Source organism: Sphingomonas sp. UYP23 (genome assembly GCF_054059235.1).
Genome location: NZ_JBSSBX010000001.1, coordinates 2,468,944 through 2,488,280, shown reverse-complemented (window position 1 = coordinate 2,488,280; position 19,337 = coordinate 2,468,944). Strand labels below are relative to the sequence as shown.

28 protein-coding genes and 1 tRNA gene are annotated in these 19,337 nt (G+C 69.0%); 4 read left to right on the top strand and 25 right to left on the bottom strand.

The window, feature by feature from the left end; genetic code table 11:
• Positions 1–52: 52 nt before the first annotated feature.
• From ACVWYO_RS12305 to ACVWYO_RS12245, 13 genes are all read right to left on the bottom strand, one after another.
• On the bottom strand, positions 53–610 hold the full coding sequence (locus ACVWYO_RS12305; RefSeq protein WP_457351150.1) for a tail tape measure protein: 558 nt from the start codon (positions 608–610) through the stop codon (positions 53–55).
• A complete protein-coding gene (locus ACVWYO_RS12300; protein ID WP_457351148.1) occupies positions 603–803 on the bottom strand; it encodes a phage tail assembly chaperone in 201 nt (66 codons plus the stop codon). Before ACVWYO_RS12300 ends, ACVWYO_RS12305 begins: the two co-directional genes overlap by 8 nt.
• Entirely contained in the window at positions 803–1,117 is a 315-nt protein-coding gene (locus tag ACVWYO_RS12295; protein WP_457351146.1) for a gene transfer agent family protein, read from the bottom strand. The genes ACVWYO_RS12300 and ACVWYO_RS12295 overlap by 1 nt, the downstream gene beginning before the upstream one ends.
• The gene (locus ACVWYO_RS12290) at positions 1,114–1,521 is read right to left on the bottom strand and encodes a phage tail tube protein (RefSeq protein WP_457351144.1); all 408 of its coding nucleotides are present in this window, start codon (positions 1,519–1,521) and stop codon (positions 1,114–1,116) included. Before ACVWYO_RS12290 ends, ACVWYO_RS12295 begins: the two co-directional genes overlap by 4 nt.
• Positions 1,522–1,735: 214 nt before the next feature.
• Positions 1,736–2,122: a tail completion protein gp17 gene (gene gp17, locus ACVWYO_RS12285; protein WP_457351142.1), complete on the bottom strand. Its 387-nt coding sequence runs from the start codon at positions 2,120–2,122 to the stop codon at positions 1,736–1,738.
• Positions 2,119–2,316, bottom strand: coding sequence for a hypothetical protein (locus ACVWYO_RS12280; RefSeq protein ID WP_457351140.1), 198 nt, complete (start codon positions 2,314–2,316; stop codon positions 2,119–2,121). The genes gp17 and ACVWYO_RS12280 overlap by 4 nt, the downstream gene beginning before the upstream one ends.
• Positions 2,310–2,858: a head-tail connector protein gene (locus tag ACVWYO_RS12275; protein WP_457351138.1), complete on the bottom strand. Its 549-nt coding sequence runs from the start codon at positions 2,856–2,858 to the stop codon at positions 2,310–2,312. The genes ACVWYO_RS12280 and ACVWYO_RS12275 overlap by 7 nt, the downstream gene beginning before the upstream one ends.
• 159 nt (positions 2,859–3,017) lie before the next feature.
• Positions 3,018–4,070: a phage major capsid protein gene (locus ACVWYO_RS12270; RefSeq protein WP_457351136.1), complete on the bottom strand. Its 1,053-nt coding sequence runs from the start codon at positions 4,068–4,070 to the stop codon at positions 3,018–3,020.
• Between the two features lie 160 nt (positions 4,071–4,230).
• A complete protein-coding gene (locus tag ACVWYO_RS12265) occupies positions 4,231–4,428 on the bottom strand; it encodes a cold-shock protein (RefSeq protein ID WP_332792825.1) in 198 nt (65 codons plus the stop codon).
• An 11-nt stretch (positions 4,429–4,439) separates the two neighbouring features.
• Positions 4,440–4,874, bottom strand: coding sequence for an HK97 family phage prohead protease (locus ACVWYO_RS12260; RefSeq protein ID WP_457351134.1), 435 nt, complete (start codon positions 4,872–4,874; stop codon positions 4,440–4,442).
• Positions 4,871–5,185, bottom strand: coding sequence for a DUF6127 family protein (locus ACVWYO_RS12255; RefSeq protein WP_457351132.1), 315 nt, complete (start codon positions 5,183–5,185; stop codon positions 4,871–4,873). The genes ACVWYO_RS12260 and ACVWYO_RS12255 overlap by 4 nt, the downstream gene beginning before the upstream one ends.
• Positions 5,186–5,197: 12 nt before the next feature.
• Positions 5,198–6,328: a phage portal protein gene (locus ACVWYO_RS12250; protein ID WP_457351130.1), complete on the bottom strand. Its 1,131-nt coding sequence runs from the start codon at positions 6,326–6,328 to the stop codon at positions 5,198–5,200.
• A gap of 110 nt (positions 6,329–6,438) precedes the next feature.
• Positions 6,439–7,116, bottom strand: a complete 678-nt coding sequence (locus ACVWYO_RS12245) for a spermidine synthase (RefSeq protein WP_457351128.1) — start codon at positions 7,114–7,116, stop codon at positions 6,439–6,441.
• Between the two features lie 130 nt (positions 7,117–7,246).
• Here ACVWYO_RS12245 and ACVWYO_RS12240 point away from each other — a divergent pair, with 130 nt between their 5' ends.
• Positions 7,247–7,504: a SemiSWEET family transporter gene (locus ACVWYO_RS12240; protein WP_457351127.1), complete on the top strand. Its 258-nt coding sequence runs from the start codon at positions 7,247–7,249 to the stop codon at positions 7,502–7,504.
• Between the two features lie 11 nt (positions 7,505–7,515).
• Here ACVWYO_RS12240 and ACVWYO_RS12235 read toward each other — a convergent pair whose 3' ends face one another.
• The 7 genes from ACVWYO_RS12235 to ACVWYO_RS12205 form a co-directional block, all read right to left on the bottom strand.
• Positions 7,516–8,865 carry a DNA-packaging protein gene (locus tag ACVWYO_RS12235; protein ID WP_457351125.1) on the bottom strand — a complete coding sequence of 450 codons (1,350 nt, stop codon included), beginning with the start codon at positions 8,863–8,865 and terminating at the stop codon, positions 7,516–7,518.
• Positions 8,862–9,290: a hypothetical protein gene (locus ACVWYO_RS12230; protein WP_457351123.1), complete on the bottom strand. Its 429-nt coding sequence runs from the start codon at positions 9,288–9,290 to the stop codon at positions 8,862–8,864. The genes ACVWYO_RS12235 and ACVWYO_RS12230 overlap by 4 nt, the downstream gene beginning before the upstream one ends.
• 334 nt (positions 9,291–9,624) lie before the next feature.
• Entirely contained in the window at positions 9,625–10,182 is a 558-nt protein-coding gene (locus ACVWYO_RS12225) for a glycine zipper 2TM domain-containing protein (protein WP_457351121.1), read from the bottom strand.
• Between the two features lie 72 nt (positions 10,183–10,254).
• Positions 10,255–11,199 (bottom strand): diaminopimelate epimerase, encoded by a 945-nt coding sequence (gene dapF / locus ACVWYO_RS12220; protein ID WP_457351119.1) that lies wholly within the window; start codon positions 11,197–11,199, stop codon positions 10,255–10,257.
• A gap of 83 nt (positions 11,200–11,282) precedes the next feature.
• The gene (locus ACVWYO_RS12215; RefSeq protein ID WP_457351117.1) at positions 11,283–12,362 is read right to left on the bottom strand and encodes a DUF2855 family protein; all 1,080 of its coding nucleotides are present in this window, start codon (positions 12,360–12,362) and stop codon (positions 11,283–11,285) included.
• 57 nt (positions 12,363–12,419) lie between these two features.
• On the bottom strand, positions 12,420–12,692 hold the full coding sequence (locus ACVWYO_RS12210) for a hypothetical protein (RefSeq protein ID WP_457351115.1): 273 nt from the start codon (positions 12,690–12,692) through the stop codon (positions 12,420–12,422).
• Positions 12,693–12,844: 152 nt separating this feature from the next.
• Positions 12,845–13,327: a DUF6456 domain-containing protein gene (locus tag ACVWYO_RS12205; RefSeq protein ID WP_457351113.1), complete on the bottom strand. Its 483-nt coding sequence runs from the start codon at positions 13,325–13,327 to the stop codon at positions 12,845–12,847.
• A 91-nt stretch (positions 13,328–13,418) separates the two neighbouring features.
• Here ACVWYO_RS12205 and ACVWYO_RS12200 point away from each other — a divergent pair, with 91 nt between their 5' ends.
• Complete coding sequence (locus tag ACVWYO_RS12200; RefSeq protein ID WP_457351111.1) at positions 13,419–14,003, top strand: helix-turn-helix domain-containing protein; 585 nt, start codon at positions 13,419–13,421, stop codon at positions 14,001–14,003.
• On the top strand, positions 14,003–14,782 hold the full coding sequence (locus ACVWYO_RS12195; RefSeq protein WP_457351109.1) for a glutaminyl-peptide cyclotransferase: 780 nt from the start codon (positions 14,003–14,005) through the stop codon (positions 14,780–14,782). The genes ACVWYO_RS12200 and ACVWYO_RS12195 overlap by 1 nt, the downstream gene beginning before the upstream one ends.
• Positions 14,783–14,838: 56 nt before the next feature.
• Here the strand turns inward: ACVWYO_RS12195 and ACVWYO_RS12190 are convergent, their stop codons facing one another.
• Positions 14,839–15,204, bottom strand: a complete 366-nt coding sequence (locus tag ACVWYO_RS12190) for a hypothetical protein (protein ID WP_457351107.1) — start codon at positions 15,202–15,204, stop codon at positions 14,839–14,841.
• A 126-nt stretch (positions 15,205–15,330) separates the two neighbouring features.
• Positions 15,331–15,406: transfer RNA gene (locus tag ACVWYO_RS12185), tRNA-Val, on the bottom strand.
• A gap of 357 nt (positions 15,407–15,763) precedes the next feature.
• Between ACVWYO_RS12185 and ACVWYO_RS12180 the strand changes: the two genes are divergently transcribed.
• On the top strand, positions 15,764–16,201 hold the full coding sequence (locus tag ACVWYO_RS12180; RefSeq protein WP_457351105.1) for a hypothetical protein: 438 nt from the start codon (positions 15,764–15,766) through the stop codon (positions 16,199–16,201).
• 33 nt (positions 16,202–16,234) lie between these two features.
• Here the strand turns inward: ACVWYO_RS12180 and ACVWYO_RS12175 are convergent, their stop codons facing one another.
• From ACVWYO_RS12175 to ACVWYO_RS12165, 3 genes are all read right to left on the bottom strand, one after another.
• Positions 16,235–17,254 (bottom strand): hypothetical protein, encoded by a 1,020-nt coding sequence (locus ACVWYO_RS12175; RefSeq protein WP_457351102.1) that lies wholly within the window; start codon positions 17,252–17,254, stop codon positions 16,235–16,237.
• A 166-nt stretch (positions 17,255–17,420) separates the two neighbouring features.
• Positions 17,421–18,869, bottom strand: a complete 1,449-nt coding sequence (locus tag ACVWYO_RS12170) for an NAD(P)(+) transhydrogenase (Re/Si-specific) subunit beta (RefSeq protein ID WP_457351100.1) — start codon at positions 18,867–18,869, stop codon at positions 17,421–17,423.
• Between the two features lie 108 nt (positions 18,870–18,977).
• Complete coding sequence (locus tag ACVWYO_RS12165; protein ID WP_189677014.1) at positions 18,978–19,286, bottom strand: proton-translocating transhydrogenase family protein; 309 nt, start codon at positions 19,284–19,286, stop codon at positions 18,978–18,980.
• Between the last annotated feature and the right edge of the window lie 51 nt (positions 19,287–19,337).

The window sequence follows — 19,337 nt, the reverse complement described above, 5'->3', positions numbered from 1 at the left end:
CCCAGCACGTCCCCACCCCCACCCCCTCCCCTGAAGGGGAGGGGAGTCGATCTTACGACAACGCCGCCTTCACCGCGCGCGCGACCTGCCGACTCGATGCCGCGAGCGCTTGCGGCGCATCGGTCCCGCCTTGCACCGTGATCGACACGCGCACCTCGCGCGCCGTCGCGGCGCCGCCCGCAGCGACGATACTGCCGCTCGTGGTCGGCACGAACAATTCGGGCCCGCGCTCGCCGACGACATAGGGCCGGCTCGGCGACACCGGCCCGCCCGTCGCGCGCCCGGGCGATCCGCCGATCAGCCCAAGCAAAGCGCCGAGCAGCCCTCCGCCCACGCTGCCGCCGCTGCCGAACAAGTCCTTCGTTCCGCTGCGGATCGCGGCGGCGGCGATATCGCCAAGCACCGATAACGCGACCTTGCGCAGGTCCTCGAAGCCGAGGCTGCCACTCCGCGTCGCCTTGCCGAGCGCGCCCTCGATCGCGCTGGCGGCGCGCGTCGCACTGCCCACCAGCCCTTCGCCGACGACACCGCGCATCGCATCGACATCGCGTGCAAAGCCCGCCGTATCGGCGCGCACGGCTATCACCAGCCGTTCGATCTCATCATCCATCGGGAAAGGCCTCCTGCAATCGGGCGAGTGTCGCGGCGTCGGGCGGCGCGCTGCCCGCGTCGCCACCGCGCAGCACCGCCACCACGCCCGCCAGTTCGGCGGGCGTCGCGCGCCAGAACCGATCGGCGCTCCACCCCAGGACCGCGCCCGCCAGCCCGGCCAGCCGCGCCGCGGCATCGGCAAAACACACCATCACCGCCCCGCCAGAATCTGGCCGAGCAGCACGCGCAGCACCGGCGTCGCCGTGGCGAGCCCTTGCGCGACCACCGCTTCGCCGAAGCGCTCGCGCGTGATCGCGTCGGGCACCGGATCGCGGCAATGCCAGAACAAGGCGACGAGCTCGCCAAGCGACAGGGCCCCCGCCGCCGCGCGCTCGACCAGCGCGAACAGCGGCCCGAGCTCACCCTCGGCCGCGACCAGCGCGGCGAAGCTCGGGCGCAGCACGATCGTCTCGCCCGCGATGCGGAGTTGCGCCTCGCCGCGCACCGGATTGGCGGGCGCGCTCATGCCGCCACCACCGCGCCCGAGCTCTCCAGGCTCAGCGTGTACGATCGCTCGCCATTGTAATCCCCGGCATAATCGAGCCGCGTCACGAGGAACTTGCCCGACAACGTCTCCCCGCTCTCGAAGCCCAGCCGATAGTCGTCGATCGTCCCGGCCAGCGCATTGCCCTTGATCCGCAGCTCGGCCGCCGAGCCGGTGAACACCCCTGCGCCGGACACGCTGACGCTGCGCACCCCCGCGCCCGACAGCAGATCGCGCCAGCCACCCGAATCCTTCGAGGTCACCTGCACCATCTCGCCATTGACGCTCAGCTGCGTCGTGCGCAGCCCCGCCACGGTCGCATAGACCAGCGGGGTCGCTCCGTTGCCGACCTTCAACAGGAAGGCGCTACCGCGTTCTGCACTCATTGCTGTCTCTCCTCATAACATCCGAAATGGCGCTCGCGGGTGGCGCGAAGTGGGTTCGCACTGAGGCGCAGAGGGGCTGTGCCCGGCCGCAGCCGAAAGCGACCCGAGAATCCAATCGCGCCGATCGACCGGTCCTGGCGCCACACCTCTGCGCCTCTGCGCCTCTGCGCGAACCTGATCCACGCTATCAGCGCACACCACCGTCAGCCGCATTCTACCCCGCCGCCAACACCCGCACGCGATATTCGACGCTCGCGCTCCACCGACCCGGCGGCCCGCCGCCGGTCCGCGCGCGCAGCAGCACCACGCTCGCCACCCGCCACCCGGCGAGATCGCGCGGCAGCGCCTCGATCGCCGCGCCGACCGCGTCGGCCAGCGCCTGCGCGCGCGCCGCGCCGTCTCCCGCATCGCGCACCGTGACCAGCAGCCGCAGCTCGCGCCCGGGGCGATCCTTGACGCTCCAGTCGGCACCGAGCAGTTCGCCCAGCTCGGCATACGGCGGCGTCGCTTTGAGCGGCGGCCCGGCATGGACGCCATTGAGCCCGGCAATGCCGCGCAGCGCCGCCAGCACGGCGGCCTGCACCACGCTCGCCGCGCTCACAGCAGCAAACTCCCGATCCAGCGCAGCCGCGGATCGTCGGCCGCGATCCGCCCCGACAGCACTACGTCGCTGCCCTCGATCGCCACTGCGACCCCGGGCAAGGCATCGCGCAACGCTGCGGCGACGCGCACCCGCGCGCGGTCCGCCGCCACAGCGCCGATCGCACGCCCCCGCGCCTCGAGCGCGCTCAACATGCACGCTCTCCCCCCAGCGCCATACGCCGGAACGGCCGCCACAGCGCCGTCACCGCGGCAGGCGGCGTGCCGAGCGTATCGCGCGCATCGAACAGATACGCCGCCAGAAGCACCACGCCCTGCCGCACCGGCGCGGGCAAGTCCGCCCAGTCCGCCGCCAGCCCGGCATCGTACACCGCGCGCCCCGCCCGGCCGCCCGCAACACGCACCCAGCCATCGCCCGCCGCATCGATATCGATCGCGAACCCGGTCGGCGCGAGCGCGGTGCCGTCGGTCGTGTCGACCGCAATGATCGCCAGCACTGGCGCCGCACCAAGCAGCTGCCAACCCGCTTCCGCGCGCAGCGTCTCGCGCAGCGTCCGGACGATCAGCACCTTTGCCGTGAACTGTTCGGCCAGCCCCAGCGCGCTTTCGGCAAAGGCGGCGATCAGCGCGTCCTCGTCACTGCTCGCGACGCGCAGCACCGCCTTCACCGCCGCCACCGCCAGCGCGCGGTCATCCGCCCCGAGCGTCACCGCGCCCGGGCCATTGTCATCGATCATGATCGCAATCCTACCTACTCCCTCTCCCTTCGGGAGAGGGAAGGGGCCCGCTCGGCGCAGCCGAGTGGGAAGGGTGAGGACAGGTCGGGCGCGCCGCCCCTGCCCTCACCCGACCTCGCTTCGCTCGGCCACCCTCTCCCAAAGGGAGAGGGGAAAGGCTTACGCTGCCGCGAACTTGAGCAGCTTGATCGCCTCGCTGTTCGACACGCACCCACCGACGCGCTTGGTCGCGTAGAAATTGACGAACGGCTTGTTGCTGTAGGGATCGCGCAGGATCGCCGTTTCGGTCCGCTCGGCGATGAGATACCCCGCCTTGAAATTGCCGAAGGCGATCGCGCACGCATTCGCGGCGATGTCGGGCATGTCCTCGGCCTCGATCACCGGATAGCCGAGCAGGTTCGCGGGCATCCCCGCGACCAGGCTCGGGTTCCACAGGAAGGCGCCGTCGCTCGTCTTGAACTTGCGGATCCGCGCGAGCGTCGCGGCATTCATCACGAACACCGCCCCCTGGCGATACGGCGCGCGCAACGCCTGGACGAGGTCGAGCAGCCGATCCTGCGGGTTCGCCGCGAAATCCCCCGCCGCCCCGCTCGCCAGATATTGCAATGTCCCAAAGGCGCGCGCCGCGTCCGCCGCGGTGGCGATCGGCGCCTGGAGGAAGCCCTTGGGCTGGTTGACCCCCGATCCGTTGACGAACGCCGCCCCCTCGGCCTGCGCGAATTCGGTGGCGATCTCGTCGGCGAGCCACGCCTCGACATCGAACGCTGCGTCGTCGAGCATCGCCTGGCTCGCGCTCGGATTGGCGTAGAGCTCGCCCATCGGCGGCGCGATCTCGGTGAAGGTCGGCGTTGCGGTCGCCGGGCGCGGATCGACCTCGGCCGCCCAGCCCGAAATCGTGCCGCCGGTGGTGACGAGCTTGCGATAGCCCGCACTCCCGACGCGCACGACATTGGCGACCGCGCGGATCGGCGAGATCGCCTGCAGCGTCGCGTCGATCACCGCGTCGATCTCACGCGGCACGGCATAGCCGCCCGAATCTCCCGTCACCCCGGTGAACGCCTTCAGCTCGACGCTCGCGCCCGAGCGCAGGAACCCTTCGAACGCCGCCCCCGCGGGCGCCCGCGCGCCAGCGAGCAGCGGTCGCTGCACCGCGCCGGTCGCACGCTCCTCCGCGGCGAAGCTGGCGTCGAGTGCGTCATGCGTATCGGTCATGCTTGATCTCCTTTGGTTGTGAAGAGAATCACGAGAAACGCGCGAGCCCGTCCCCCGAAGGGAAGGGGAGAACCGCATCGACGCCGGACACGAAAAAGGGGCGCCGCAATCGCGACGCCCCTCTCCCGGTCCGAAACGAAGGCCACGCCCTCGCGGAAACTTACGCCTGCGCGACGTTCTCCGCGCGCGGACCCTTGGGCCCCTGGCCGACGTCGAACGTGACCTTCTCGCCTTCGCGCAGATCTTCGTAGCGTACGCCCTGGACGCTCGACATGTGGAAGAACATGTCGTTGCCCGATGCGTCGGCGATGAACCCGAAACCCTTGTCGGTCAGCCGCTTGATGGTGCCTTCAGCCATGATCATATCCTTCAGTCCGCGCGCGGCCGCCGAGGATCGGGAACCATGTCTGGAGTATCGACTGTACCATGCTCCGTGACGAGATGCACCCGTGCGGCGGGCTGCATCGGTGCGGCGACCAAACTGACTTCGACCAGATCGAGCGCGGCAAGCTCGCGCACGCTGCCGCGCCGCCGCGCCGCAACCGCGCGATAGCCGATCGACAGCCCGGCGAGCGCCCCGCTGCGCACCAGCGCCGCGACGCGCGCATCGTCGATCCGCCCGATCACGCGCAGCCCGCGCGTGTCGGTCGCGATCCGCTCGACCGCGCCGATCGCGCGCCCGCGATGCTGCCACAGCAAGGGAACGCGCACCGGCAGATCGGCGAAGGCGCCGGCGCGGATCACGTCGCCGCCGCGATCGACCCGGTCGAACACCGCGGCATAGCCGGCAAAGCGCAGGCTCATTTGACCCGGTTCCAAAAGCCCAATTTCGCGGCAAGGCCGGTCAGCAGCAGCGCACCGCCAATCCGCACCACCCAGCCGAGCGCCGCCTTCCACACCGAACGCTTCGCATCGCGCCATGCTCCGAGCAGATCGCGCAACTCGGCCATGTCCTTCGCCGCCGCCGCGTCGTCGAGCCCGAGCCGCGCGAGCGCGCGCGCCGCCGCCAGCTCGCCCGCCTCCTCGGCGATCGCGCGCAGCGTCGCGAGGTCCGCGCCGGAACTCGCGCCCTGTGCCATCAACTGCGCGAGCACCGCGCCATCTGCGACTGTCATGGAATGTCCTTTCTAAGCGTCCTCACCCGCCGGCAGCGGGGTTCCGATCCCGACCATCGCGCGCTGCTCGTCGCGCGACAGGAACGCCGCGGCACCAACCTGCGACCACAGCCGCTCGCGATCCTCGGCAAGCGCGGGCACGCGGTCGAGATCGACCTGCAGCATCGCCCCCGCGCGCCAGCCCTGCACGCCCTGCGCGAGGCCGGCGCAGATCGTCCCGGCCAGCGGCAGGATCGCCTGGCGCCACAGCGCACGATTGGCTTCCTTGTAATTGGCGTAGGTCGCATCGCCCGGCAGCCCCAACAGCATCGGCGGCACGCCGAAGCTGCACGCGATCTCGCGCGCCGCCGCCGCCTTCATCTCGGCGAAGTCGAGATCTGCGGGGGTCAGGCTCAGCGCCTGCCATTTGAGCCCGCCCTCGAGCAGCATCGGCCGCCCGGCATTGCGCGCGCCGGCAAAGCTCGCATCGAGCTCGTCGCGCAACCGCGTGAACTGCTCGCGCGACAGCGCCGATCCGTCGCCCGGATCATAGACCAGCGCGCCCGACGGCCGCGCGGCATTGTCGAGCAACGCCGTGTTCCACGCCGCTGCGGCGTTGTGCAGCGCGATCGCGCTCGCCGCCGCGCCGAGACAGCCGAGGCCATAATGGTCGTCGAGCGGATGGAACGCCTTGATATGGACGATCTGCGGCCGCGGCGCATCCGCCAGCAGCCGCACCGATTGTGCCCCCACGCCGTAGCGATACGCGACCGGCCAGCCCTCCGCATCGGGCTCGACCGTGACGCGCTCGGGGCGCAGCGCGAACAGCTCGGCGACGTCCCCCTGCGCGTCGGTCAGCAGTTGCACATAGGCATTGCCATGGAGCAGCAACTGCGCGGCGAGCGTCGCGGTGAGCGCCTGCCCACCCGAGCGCGCCTGCACCAGCCCGATAAGCTCGGCTGTCCCGCCGAGCGGCGCATCGCCGAGCGCATCGGCGATCATCCGCACCGCGCGCTGCGCGACGGCATTGCGGAGATAGAGGCCACGTATCTGCTCCTGATAGCTCGCCGGCACCGCCCCCGCCCCCTCGAAGAAGCGCGAGCGCGCACGCTCGAGCACCGGACGCGACTCATCGCGCCCGGCCTTGCGACCGAACAATTTCATGCAAATCTCCTGTCTTTTTCCCCGCCCCTTCTTGCTCCCCTCCCGCTTGCGGGAGGGGCTGGGGGAGGGCCCGATCTCTACTCAGAACGTCCGGTCAAGGGTCGCCCGTGCTACCCGCGCGTCGCGAACCAGATCACGTGGCGCGGCCCCTTGCCGTTCTGCCGCGCCTTGACGACGACCTCCTCGACGTGGAACCCGGCGCCCTTCAACCGCGTGACGAAACGCGGATCGGGCCCGGCCGACCACACCGCGAGCACACCCCCCGGCCGCAGCGCGTCGCGCGTGATCTTCAGCCCGCGCGGCGCGTACAGCCGGTTGTTCTCCGCGCGCACCAGCCCGTCGGGGCCGTTGTCGACATCGAGCAGGATCGCATCATAGCCCCCCGCCCCCGCGCCCGCCGCGATCGCTGCGGCGACATCGCCCTCGAAAACGCGCGTCCGCGGATCGTCGAGGCAGCCGGCGGTCACCGCCGCCATCGGCCCGCGCGCCCAGGCGAGGATTTCGGGCACCAGCTCGGCAACCGTCACCTCGGCCTTCGCCCCCACCTGCCCCAGCACCGCGCGCAGCGTGAAGCCCATGCCGTATCCACCAATCAGCACGCGCGGCGCCGCAACCTTGGCGATGCGGTCGCACGCCAGCGTGCCGAGCGCCTCTTCCGAGCCGTTCATCCGCGTGCTCATCAATTCGTTGCGATCGACCACGATCATGAAGTCCGCGCCGCGCGCATAGAGCGTCATAACGTCCCCACCGGGGATCTGCGCGCTGTCGATCAATTCCCGCGGCACCATCGCTGCGCTCCTTCATGCCGCGGCCGGGGATGGCCGAGCCGCCGGGCCATACGGCGTCGAGCCGCTCTGCGAAAGCCACCGGAGCGCTCGGGATCGCGGATCGTTCCACCTGCGTGCTCGTTCGACGCCGATGACCGACCGACATCTCCGCCTGCTCGGCTGGATCGCGACTGCGACCGCCATCGCCATGTACCTGTCGTATATCGACCAGATCCGGCTCAACCTCGCCGGCGAGAAAGGCTCGGTGCTCCAGCCGATCGCCACGATCGTCAATTGCGCGCTGTGGGTGACCTACGGCTTTGCACGCGACAAACGCGACTGGCCGATCGTCCTCGCCAACGCCCCGGGCGTGGTGCTCGGGCTCGGCGTCCTGCTGACCGCGCTCTAAACACCGGCCCCTCACAGCTTGCGCACCCGCGCCGCCTTGCGCCTGACGATCATCAGCTCGGTCAGCGCCCACACCAGCGCATCCGCGCGATCGGGCGACCGGCTGGCCCCTCGATACGCCCCGCCGACCAGCAGCCCGCACAGCTCGGCCTCGAGCTCGGGAAAAACCCCGACATGCGCGACCTTGCCGCGTTCGTAGAGCGTCGCAACCGGCTCGGCGCGCGCGCTCTTGCCGTCCTTCGCATGGACCAGAGCGAGCGGCAGCGCGGCATCGGCGGCGAACAGCACGCTCGCCACCATCTGCCCGCCCTGATTCTTCTCGGCGATGACGCGGTCGGCGCCGTGCCGCGCCGCGCACGCGACCACCGCACGCGCCCAGCCTTCGGGCGACAGCCCCGTCACGCTCGCATCCTCAAGCACATAACCGCGCCCGTCCTCCCCGAGCGCGACCGCGACGATCCCACACGCATCGCCCGTCCCGTCGACGCTCCCCGCCGGCGGATCGACCGCGACGACGACGCGCACCGTCTCGGGCGCCACCACGACACGGCAATCGTCGAGCAGCGCGCGCGTCCACAGCGCGCCGTCGAGATCCTCGATCAGCTCGCCCGCAATCTCCTGCCGGCCAAGCCGCGTCCCGCCATATTGCGCCTCGATCGCCGCGAGAAAGGCGTCGGGCAGATGCGGATTATCATGGCTGCTGCCGCGCGTCTCGACCGTTCCCGCCGCGCCCATCACGCGCTGCAGCAACGGAACGGCGCGCGGCGTCGTCGTCACCATCACGCGCGGGTCGGCGCCCTGGCGCATCCCGAGCATCAGATTGTCCCACGCCGCATCGCCGTAGCGCCATTTGGCGAGCTCGTCGCACCACGCGATCTGATGCTCGGGCCCGCGGAGTTTATCGGGCGCAGCCGCCGAAAAGACCGCCGCGACCGCGCCCGATTCGAATTGCACCACGCCATCGGCGCGGCGATAGGCGGTCCGCTCGCCGCCATGCGCGACGCTGAGCAGCCCGGCCTCGCCCTCGATCATCACGCGCCGCACATCCTCCTCGGTCGCGCCGACCAAGGCTATCCGCGCCGTGGGATATTCGCGCGCCATCGCACTGACCCATTCGGCCCCGGCGCGCGTCTTGCCGAAGCCGCGCCCCGCGCGGGTCAGCCAGACGCGCCACGCCCCCGGCGGCGCGAGCTGCCCGGAATGCGCCCAATAGCGCCACGCATTGTTCAGCGTCCGCACTTGCGGCGGGGTCATGCGGTTGAGGATGGAAATCTGGTCGGCACGGTCGAGCGCGGCGAGCTGATCGAGCAGCGCGTCGAGATCGGGGCCGGCATCCGCGCGCCTGCGCTTTGCCCGCGTCATGCCAGGCCACTCCGCGCGCGGCGCCGCGCGCGCGCCGCGAGCTTGGCGAGCAAGGCGTCGCGAACCTCGTCGATCGGCGCGTGCTTGAAGGCGAAGGGGATGTGGCGCCGCTCGTTATGCGTCGCGCCCGCGGTGCGCACCGCCTGGTGCTGGCGTACCAGCTTGAGCGCCGTATCCGGATCGATCGGCGCCGCCGCGACCGCGCCCGGGTCACCGATCATCGACCCGTCGTCGCGCTGCCCGAGCGCGAAGGCGAGCACCTTGGTCTCGAGCAGTTCGTATCCCAGGTCGATCGCCGCCCGCCATTGTTCGGCGAAGGCCGCGTCGCGGCGGCGCAGCGCATAGGCGCCGCTCGTCGAACTGCCGACCGCCCGCGCCGCTTGCGAGATGTTGCACGTCGCGGCGAGATGATCGAGGAAGGCCACGCGCCTCGCGATCGTCCATTGATCGGGGCGCGACACATGAGTCCGCGGCGGAGCGCCCCCGCCCGTCGGACCCGCGCCTGCCGGACGCGCGGCTGTCGGACGCTCGCCCGGCGACCGCTCTCCCAGCAAATCCGCGCCTCCCGAAGACTCGCATGGCGAACGCTCGTCGGTCTCCGTCATCGCTCTCTCCCGCCGCTGACCCGCGCAGATCGCCCACGCAAAAGGGGCCGCAGGCGTTCCGCCCCGGCCCCTCAGCTCGCATTTCTGCATCGTTCCTGTTAGGTACCAAAACAGCGCGACGATGTCAAGCGGTTTTGTACCGCATTGGTTCGCGTTAGCGGCAGCGCACCTCGGCATTGTTCTGGTCGACGCTCCTGCCGACGACACCGCCCGCGATCGCGCCGAGGATCGTGCCGACGCCGCGCGAATGGCCGCCCGCGATCACGTTGCCGAGCACGCCGCCGCCGACCGCGCCGACGATCAGCCCGGTCGTGCCGTCATTGCGCTTGCAATAATATTGGTTGTCGGTCCCGCGATAGATGCGGTCGCTGCTGGTCAACACGCGCTCCTGATAGCGCGACGGATCGGCGCGATAATAGCGCGACGGATCGTAGCCGGCCTCGTCGCGATCGTCGTAGCGCGGATCGGCGTAGCGCGAATCCGTGTAGCGCGGATCGTCATAGGCCGGCCGGACCTCGCGATAGCCACGCGCGCGCGCCTGCTGATAGCGGTCGAACTCGGCGCGGAAAATGCCGAGCTCATTGTCGAGGCGCTGCTGCGCCTGGGCGAAACGCTGCTCGTCCGCCTGGCTCTGCGCGAGCGCCGGCGAGGCAAGGCTGGTGCCGGCGATCAGCAGCGCGAGCGCGCGGGCGAAGGAAGCAAGACGACGCATAAAAGACCTCCAGATGGTTACGGACCCATAACGACGTGAACCGTCTTTGGTTGCGCCCGAAGCGGACCAATCTCAGACGATCGCATCGACCACTGCACGCCACGCCGCGACTTCCTCGTCATGGCGCGCCGTCACGGTGACGGGCCCGGCTGTGCGCGAGGCCAGATGAATATCGACCGAACCGCGCCATTCGACCGTCGCGTTGCCCGACAGCCGCACCATCCCGTCCTCGCGCGCCTCGGCGCGCACCAGCCCGCCGCGGTTGCGCACGGTAATTTCGGTCCCGAAGCCGCAGCGCCGCGTCAGGCACGCGGCATAGGTCGATGCCGCCATCGCGCTGCCGCAGCTGTCGGTCAGCCCGACCCCGCGCTCGAAGGTGCGGACGAACAGGATGTTGCTGCCCTGCACCGCGACGAACGAGACGTTGGCGCGGTTGGGCAGCCAGTCGGGCGCCGCCTCGCATTGCGCGCCGAGCGCGACAAGTTCGGCCTCGTCGATCGTCTCGACGAAGCTGACGAGATGCGGGTTGGGGATCGCCACTGCGGTAAACGCGCGGTCGCTGCCGAGCTGGGCGATCGGCGCCTCGACGATCCGGTCGATCCCGATCCGCATCGGCCAGTGCGAGACGTCGAGATCGACCGGCCCTGCGACCTCGCGGATCGTCACCACCCCCGCGGCGAGATCGGGATCGCGCGCGACGTGCGCATCCGATGTCTTGAGCCGCACCCGCGCCTCCTCGATCCCGAGCGCCTCGAACCCCGCGCGCGCCACGCAGCGCAGACCGTTGAGGCAGGTCTCGGCCTCGCTCCCGTCCGAATTGAACATCCGCATGCCGAACGCGTGCGTCGCATCGCCCGCGGTGAGCAGCAAAATCCCGTCGCCCCCTACGCTCCCGCCGCGATCCGCCAGCGCGACTGCGACGCGCGCCCAATCCGCCTCGGGCAGCGCGAGGTCACGCGCGTCGATCAGCGGGAAATCATTGCCCGAGCCATGGCATTTGAGAAAGTCTATGTTCATGGTCAGCGCCTTAGCGGGGGTAGCGGGACAGCGACAACCCGCGCGCGGTAGTCCGCGCGCGTCGGACGGCGAGCGGCCCGCACTTAGAATAGGATACAATAGCCGGTATCGGGTTTCGCCTGCCCCGCGACCTGCAGCCGCCAGATCCGCTGCAACGCGTCGATCCCCGTCTCCTCGACGACCTGCACCAGCCCCGCCGCAAGCTCGACGAACCCATCCCACTGCGCCGCCACTGCAAGGTTGAACGCGTCCTGCCCGATCTCGCCGATCAGCGTCGTCGCCGCGTCGGGTGCAAAGAACCAGACGGGCTTGGGGTCGAGCGGCGCCACGGCTGCGGTGCCGGCATCGTGATGCGTCACCCCCACGCGCAGGCACGCCGCGACCCGACCCGCCACCTGCGCATACACCGCTTCGAGCAGCGCTGCGTCCCCCGCAAAATCGATCAGCACGCTCGGGCCTGTCGGGGCGAGCGTATCGATCGCGTCATAGGCCAGCACGGTATCGTACAGCCCGGTGCCCTCGACAAAGGCGCGGTTCGCCGCCGAGGTCAGCCCGATCCGCTGCACCCCCGGGCTGCGCTCGCGCAGGACATAAGCGGTGCCGAGCGCGGTCTTGCTCGATGCGCTGGTGAGGACGACGCTCCCGCCGCCATGGAAATCGGCGCGGCGCAGCGCATCTTCGATCAGAAAGCTCGTCAGGAACAGCGGCTCGAACAGCATCCGCAACGCCTCGCGCTCGGGCGTCGCGGGCAGTTCGGCGCCGAGCCGGCGATACTGGTTATAGACAACGCTCATCGGCTGGCGGTGCTGTGCCATGTCGCGGAACAGGCCGCGACCGATCTTGCCCGGCACGACGATCAGATGCGACGCCATCGGCATGAAGCCATAGACGCGCTCGCCAACCGCAATCTCCGGGCAGCGCGACGCAACCACCCGCGCAAAGCCCCAGGCCGGGACCACGCCCCACCCTTCGGGCGCGGGAAAGAAATTCCAATAGCCGACGGTCGCACCGACCACGGCATAGGTCACCGTATTGGCGGTCAGCGCGAACGCCTCGACCTGCAGCAGCACTTCGCCCGCACCAGGCTCGGGCGCGAGCGTCTCGTTGATCGCAAGCTGGTCGAGCGCATCGCGCCGCACCAGCATTTCGCGCTTGATCGGCATCCCGGTCTCCTCGTTGCGTCGCCACACCATGGCGCGGCGCGCAGCACAAGGCCAGTGTTATACCGGCTGCGTAACGTGTTGGGGCGCCGCCACGCCGATCGACCACGCGGCAATCGCGGACAACGGGTTCGCGCGCGTCACGCCCGGCGACCGCCTCTCCCGTGCCCGCTCGAGCCGCTCCGCCAGGACCAGAGCGACGAGCCGCGCGCGATGGAGCTTCTCGAGATCCTCATGCATCGCGCGGATCGCATCGCACGGCGCCAATCCGGCAAGTTCGAGCTGCGTGTCGATCTGGTGTTGCAGGTACGCGGCATGGATCGACAAAGGCATCAGCGGCTTGTCGTTGATCTGGATTAGCGAAACGTGCGCGATTGTGGTTAAAATACGCCGCCCGCCGCTACGACGTTCGTCAACGTGCGAACGCCGGCGCCCTCCCGCAGCAAACCATCGCACATCCGGCTATTCAAGCTCCGCCCCGGGGATCATCGCAACCCGTAAGAATCCGCCAGCCGGTCGAGCGCGAGCGTCAGCACCAACCGCCCCGCGCGCTGCGGCCAGCCGAGCGCCTTCTCGGCGACCGGCAACGCCTCCCCGGCGCACACCACGCGCCACAGCACGTCGCCCAGCCCTTTGCCGACCGCATCGATCGCCGCATCGAAGCGTCGCTTGGCGGCAATCTGCGCGAGCACCGGGTCGAGCGCTTCTCCCGCGCTGCGGGCGCTATCGACGCGTTCGTTCCACCCCATCGTCACGCGCGCGGCGAGCGCCGCCATTTCGTAATCCCCACGCAACCGCTCGCCCGCCTCGAACTGGCGCGCATCGAGCAGCCCGCGCGCGCGCAGCCAGGCGAGCGGCGATTCGGCCTGGTTAACCGTCACGCTGCGCCGCGCCTTGCCACGCCCGGACGTCACCCGCTCGCGCCCGACCACGCCATCGACGAAATCGCGTTCCACCAAATCCCGCATTGCCCTGCTCCATGCTCGAATCGCAAAAGGGGATTGCCATGCAGGGGCGCTTGTAGGACAGCGAAAAAACCGATCTGGTTAGGAGCCGCCGATGATTACCGCGATTCGCGAAGTCCGACGCGCCAAGGGTATGACGCTCGACGATGTCGCGCGTGCCTGCGTGCCCCCGACCACCGCCCAGACGATCGGCCGCCTCGAGACAGGGACACGTACCGTTTCCGTCGGCTGGCTCAACAGAATCGCCGCCGCGCTCGGCGTGCAGGCGGCCGATCTCGTCACGCTGCCGAATCGCGCCGACATCGCCGTCGCCGCCTTGCTCGATCCGAGCGGCGCGCACGCCCCGCGCCAGCCCGCCACTGTCATCCCACCGGCCGCCGCGCCCGAGCATGTCGCGGTGAGCGTCCAGGCCGGCGTCGGCGAATATCGCGCGGGCGACCAGATCTGGTGCGCGCGGCTCGCGCCCGATCGCTTCGCCAGCGCGCTCAATCGCGACGTGCTCGTGCCGCGACCCGCCGGTCGCTTCCTGTTCGGGCGGCTGATCGGGCGCGAAGGCCCCGTGTCGGAGGGCGGGGGCGGCAAACTCCATCTGCTGCCGCTCGGCCCGGGCTCGCGCCAGCAGGTCGTCGCCGATCCCGCCTGGATCGCGACCGCCGTCACGCTGGTGCGCAGCCTGTGATGCGCGCGCTCCTGCTCGCCGCGCTCGCCGCCGTCCAAAGCGTCGCCCAGCCCGCGCCGACCGCCGCGCCCGCCCCGATCACCCCCGAACCCGCGCGCATCCTCGCCAGCTATCCGCACGACACCAGCGCCTTCACCGAGGGTCTGCTGATCGACCATGGCACGCTGTACGAAAGCACCGGGCGCGAAGGCCAGTCGGACATCCGCCGCGTCGATCTGACCAGCGGACGCGTGCTCGCGCGCGTCAAGCTGCCGCCCGCCCTTTTCGGCGAGGGGATCGTCGCATGGCGGAAGGAGCTGTTCAGCGTCACCTGGCACGGCGGACAGGGCTTCCGCTGGACCCTCCCCGCATTGAAGCGCAGCGGCGGCTTCCGCTACGAGGGCGAAGGCTGGGCGATGACCGAGGATGGCCACGCGCTGATCCTCTCGGACGGCACGCCGGTGCTGCGCTATCTCGATCCGGCGACGCAGAAGGTGGTGCGACGGCTGACCGTGACGCTCGGCGGGCGACCGCTCGAGCGGCTGAACGAGCTCGAATATGTCGATGGCGAGATCCTCGCGAACATCTGGATGACGCGCTACATCGTCCGGATCGATCCCGCCGACGGCCATGTCCGCGGGGTGATCGACCTTGCGCCGCTGATTGCGCAGGTCGGCGCGACCGATCGCGATTCGGTCCCCAACGGCATCGCTTACGACCGCGCGGCGCATAAGCTGTACGTGACGGGCAAGAACTGGCCGCGCCTGTTCGAGATCGCGCTGCCGCAGACGACCCCGTAGCGCGAACGTGCTCGGAAAGGCGGGGACGGCGGCAACGCCGCCCCGCCCGTTGCGCCTCAGCAGCTGCAGCCAAAACCCTTTTTCAGGATCAACTGGCCGGCCGCCGACAGCGTCACCTGCACGCCGCACGGAATGCCCCATTTGGTGCAGATGTCGAGGCAGGCCTGGACTGCAGTGCCATTGGGCACCCAGCTCGGGACGCTGAAGCATTTGCTGCCGATGCCGGCCGGCAGGTTGAGGCAGACCTGGCCATCCTTGACGGTAACGCTGATACACTGCGCGCCGACCAGCAGCGCGCCGTCGGTCAGCTCGATCGCTTCGGGCGCGAGCCCGGCGCGGAGCGCGTTGCTATGCGCGGCCGCCGCCGCCAGCGACTGCTCGATGATCTTCGGGTCGAATGATGCATGTTCGTGCGTTGCCATGATGATCCTCCTTGGTGTTGCCAGAAGCTGGCAGCGACAAGTCTATCAATTCGGCAGCGATGGCCGCGCGGAGACGCACCCGTTTCGGCGGGAAGCGGGCGGCCGGGTTGCCGAAGATGGGAGGGGTGGTGGGCGATGACGGGCTCGAACCGCCGACATTCTCGGTGTAAACGAGACGCTCTACCAACTGAGCTAATCGCCCTCGCTCGCGCGAGACGCCAGGAAAGCCGCGGCCATTACCTCACGGAACAGCGTGGTGAACATTCCTTGCGCGTTGGCCAGATAGTCCGGATCATATTTCGCGTAAACCCCAGTCGTCCCTTTCCGTGCGCGGGGTTCGGCACGCGGTTGGTGCGAGATTGGTCGAGATTGTATGGCGGACGGTCTCGCCGACCTCCTCGTCACCCACGTCAAGCAGTGCGCCGCGTCCGCCGCGGCATGCGCGTCGGACCGCTTGAACACGGATGAGTCGGCTTGCCAGGCGGCCAAGTCCGGCGGAGCATATAAAGGCTCGACGTAACGCCGACATTGACATAGCTTTCTAACCGGGGAGCATAAAATGACCGAGTCTAGCGTCTGGATGGTGGATCAGCTGACCGCTGCAAAAGTGGTTCGCGAGCTTGACCTGAACGTTACCGAGAGCCAGATGCGCCATCTGGCGGAACTCTTGGCCGAGCATCGCATAAACACCCTCGACCTGGGGGTATCGCGCGTACAGTCGAAGATATCGGACGCGATCCAGGACGTCCTCAGCCGCCATCGCCATATGACAAGTGATTGGTCTGACGGATGCCGGTTCGCCGAAGCCGCGATCTATACGGCAACATTAGACGCAATTCGGGAAATGAAACCGAAACAGCAGCGATCCAAAGGACAGGTCCTTCGATCGTTCCTTCGCCAGGCCCGGACCGCCCAAGCGGCAGCCGCCCCGATCTTCATGCGGATTGAAGCGCCGTCCAGCAAAGGCTCCGCTGGAAGCGCAAACGGCGCTACCTAGCCCGCAAAACATCCGCTCGCGGGCGGGTATGCGCTAGGCAATCGCCATGCCGGCCTGGCGCAACGCCGCGAAATAGTGGCGCATCCCCAGGCTCGCCCGGCGGGACAGTCCCATGAACGCGCGGCGCCGGTCGAACGAATCGGGGCGGCGTTCGAACAGCCCAGCCTCGGTCATCCGCGCGATCCAGAGCAGCGCCGTCGTCGGCGCCACCGCCGCCGCGATGCACAGGCTCGAAACCGAGACCTGCGCTCGCTCCAATTCTGCGGCAAACAGGTCGAGCAGCATGTCCCAGGCGGGATCCTCGAAAAGGCCGCCGCCGAAATGCTGGTCGCGCAACCGCCGCGCGCGGATCGCCTGGCGGATATCGCGTGGGGCGATCTCCAACGCCCCCGAATCGGGCGTCGGTGTGCGATACGCCATCGTCGGCGCCTCGACGCTGCGCGCGAAGCTATGTTCGGCATGCGGTCCCGCGTCATCGCGCGTCAGTCGCGCGAGCGTCTCGGCAATGCGCGCGACTTCTTCGTGCAGGCGGCGCAGCCGGACAGCTTCGGTTTCGCGGACCACGTCGTGCGCACGGTCGCCCTGCTGGTTGCCGGCCAGGCACACGGCGACGACGCGATCGGCGAACGTCGGCGCGCACAGCAGTTCGACCCCGGGGCCGTCGAGGGCGCCGGTCACCAGATCGATCTGACTCGGTTCGATCGTCGCGACGATCCGCGTGGTGTCGCGGCGCGCGATGCCATCGAGCACGGGCAGGACCCGGGCGAGCACATCGTCGTCGATCCCCGCCGCCTCGGCCAGCACGATCGCGACCGCGCCCTGCTGCTCAAATCGACCCAGCGCCTCGTCCCACCCGATCCGCGCGAGCAAGCGCGCTTGCGCCGCCGCGACCGCATCCTCGGCAGTGCGCGCCGCCGCATCGCTGGCGATAATCAACACACCGCCGGACGAGGCGCCGCGCGCGGCCCATTGTGTCGAATGCGTCGTCGCGACCATCTCCGCCCGCCCCCCAGTGCCCGGCGCATGCCCAAGCGTGATCCGCAAATTACGCATTACTCCGAAACGGAATAGCCCAAGTCACGCCGATTCGGGGATAACCAGTGGCGCGGCAACGGATGCGGCGGATGCGTTCATCCGGAACGGACGAGATCATCTTCGACCAGAACGGCCGGATTGTCCCGCGTGTCGGGCCGCCAGGGTCGTGCCGGGCCGCCTCCGGTCATTCGATCGCTTTGACGATCTCCTCGACCATCTTCTTGGCGTCGCCGAGCAGCATCATGGTGTTGTCCATGTAGAAGACGTCGTTATCGACGCCGGCATAGCCGACCCCGCCCATCGAGCGCTTGATGAAGAGGACGGTTTTGGCCTTTTCAACGTCGAGCACGGGCATGCCGTAGATCGGCGAGCTCTTGTCGGTCTTCGCCGCCGGATTGGTGACGTCGTTGGCCCCGATCACGAAGGCGACGTCGGTCTGTGCGAATTCGGAGTTGATGTCCTCGAGTTCGAACACGTCGTCATACGGCACGTTCGCCTCGGCGAGCAGTACGTTCATGTGCCCCGGCATGCGGCCCGCGACCGGGTGGATCGCGTATTTCACGCGGACGCCGTGTTCCTTCAATTTGTCGCCCATCTCGCGCAGCACGTGTTGCGCCTGGCTCACTGCCATGCCGTAGCCGGGCACGATAATGACCTGTTCGGCCTGACCAAGCAGGAAGGCGGCGTCCTCCGCGCTCCCGCGCTTCCACGGCCGGTCGGTCGCCGCCGCCGCGGCACCACCGGCGCTGTCGCCGCCGAAGCCGCCCGCGATCACGCTGATGAAGCTGCGGTTCATCGCCTTGCACATGATGTAGCTGAGGATCGCGCCCGACGAGCCGACCAGCGCGCCGGTGATGATCATCGCCGTATTGTGCAGCGTGAACCCCATCGCCGCCGCCGCCCAGCCCGAATAGGAATTGAGCATCGACACCACGACCGGCATGTCCGCGCCGCCGATCGGGATGATCAGCAGGAAGCCGATCACGAAGCTCAGGACGGTGATCGTCCAGAAGATCCACGGGGCTTGGTCCTGCGTGAAATAGGCGATCAGCCCGAGGATCGCGGCGAGCACGCCGAGATTGATGACGTGACGCCCCGGCAGCATGATCGGCTTGCCGCCCATATTGCCGTTGAGCTTGAGGAAGGCGATGACTGACCCCGAGAAGGTGATCGCGCCGATCGCGACGCCGAGGCCCATTTCGATGCGGCTTTGGGGGAAGATCACGCCGCCCTCGGCAATGCCGAACGCGCCGGGATTGAGGAACGCCGCGCACGCGACGAGCACCGCGGCGAGGCCGACCAGCGAGTGGAACGCGGCGACAAGCTGCGGCATGTCGGTCATCGCGATCTTGCGCGCGGTGGTGAGTCCGATCACGGCGCCGATGCCGATCGCAGCGAGGATTTCGGCGATCGTGACGGGATCGAGGCCGATCGCGGCGATCGGTGCATTGGCCTCCATCGGCACATGCGTCACCAGCGTCGTCACCACCGCAATGGTCATGCCGATGATGCCCATGCGGTTGCCGCGCTGCGAGGTCGCCGGGCTCGACAGGCCGCGCAGCGCGAGGATGAAGCACACCCCTGCGACCAGATAGGCGAGCGATGCCCAGGGATTGACCGTTAAATGTTCCACGTGTTCGAACCCCTTACCGTCACCCCGGACCTGTTCCGGGGTCCACCGCGCCATTAGCTCCAGCGTCAGTGGATGAGTGGACCCCGGCACAAGGCCGGGGTGACGAAATTACTGTTTCGCCGCCGCCGGCGCCTTCTTCTTGTACATCGCGAGCATCCGCGCAGTGACCGCAAAGCCGCCGAAGATGTTGACGCTCGCCAGCACCACCGCGAGCAGCCCGAGCCATTTCGAGGTCGCACCCCCGCCGCCGATCCCCGCCGCGGCAGCCGCGATCAGCGCGCCGACGATGATCACCGAGGAAATCGCGTTGGTCACCGCCATCAGCGGCGTGTGGAGCGCCGGCGTAACTGACCAGACGACATAGTAGCCGACAAAACAGGCCATGACGAAGATCGACAGGATCGAGATGAAGTCCATGATCTTTCCTTAATCCTCCCCGGCACGGGGAGGTCGTTTGAGCTCTACCGT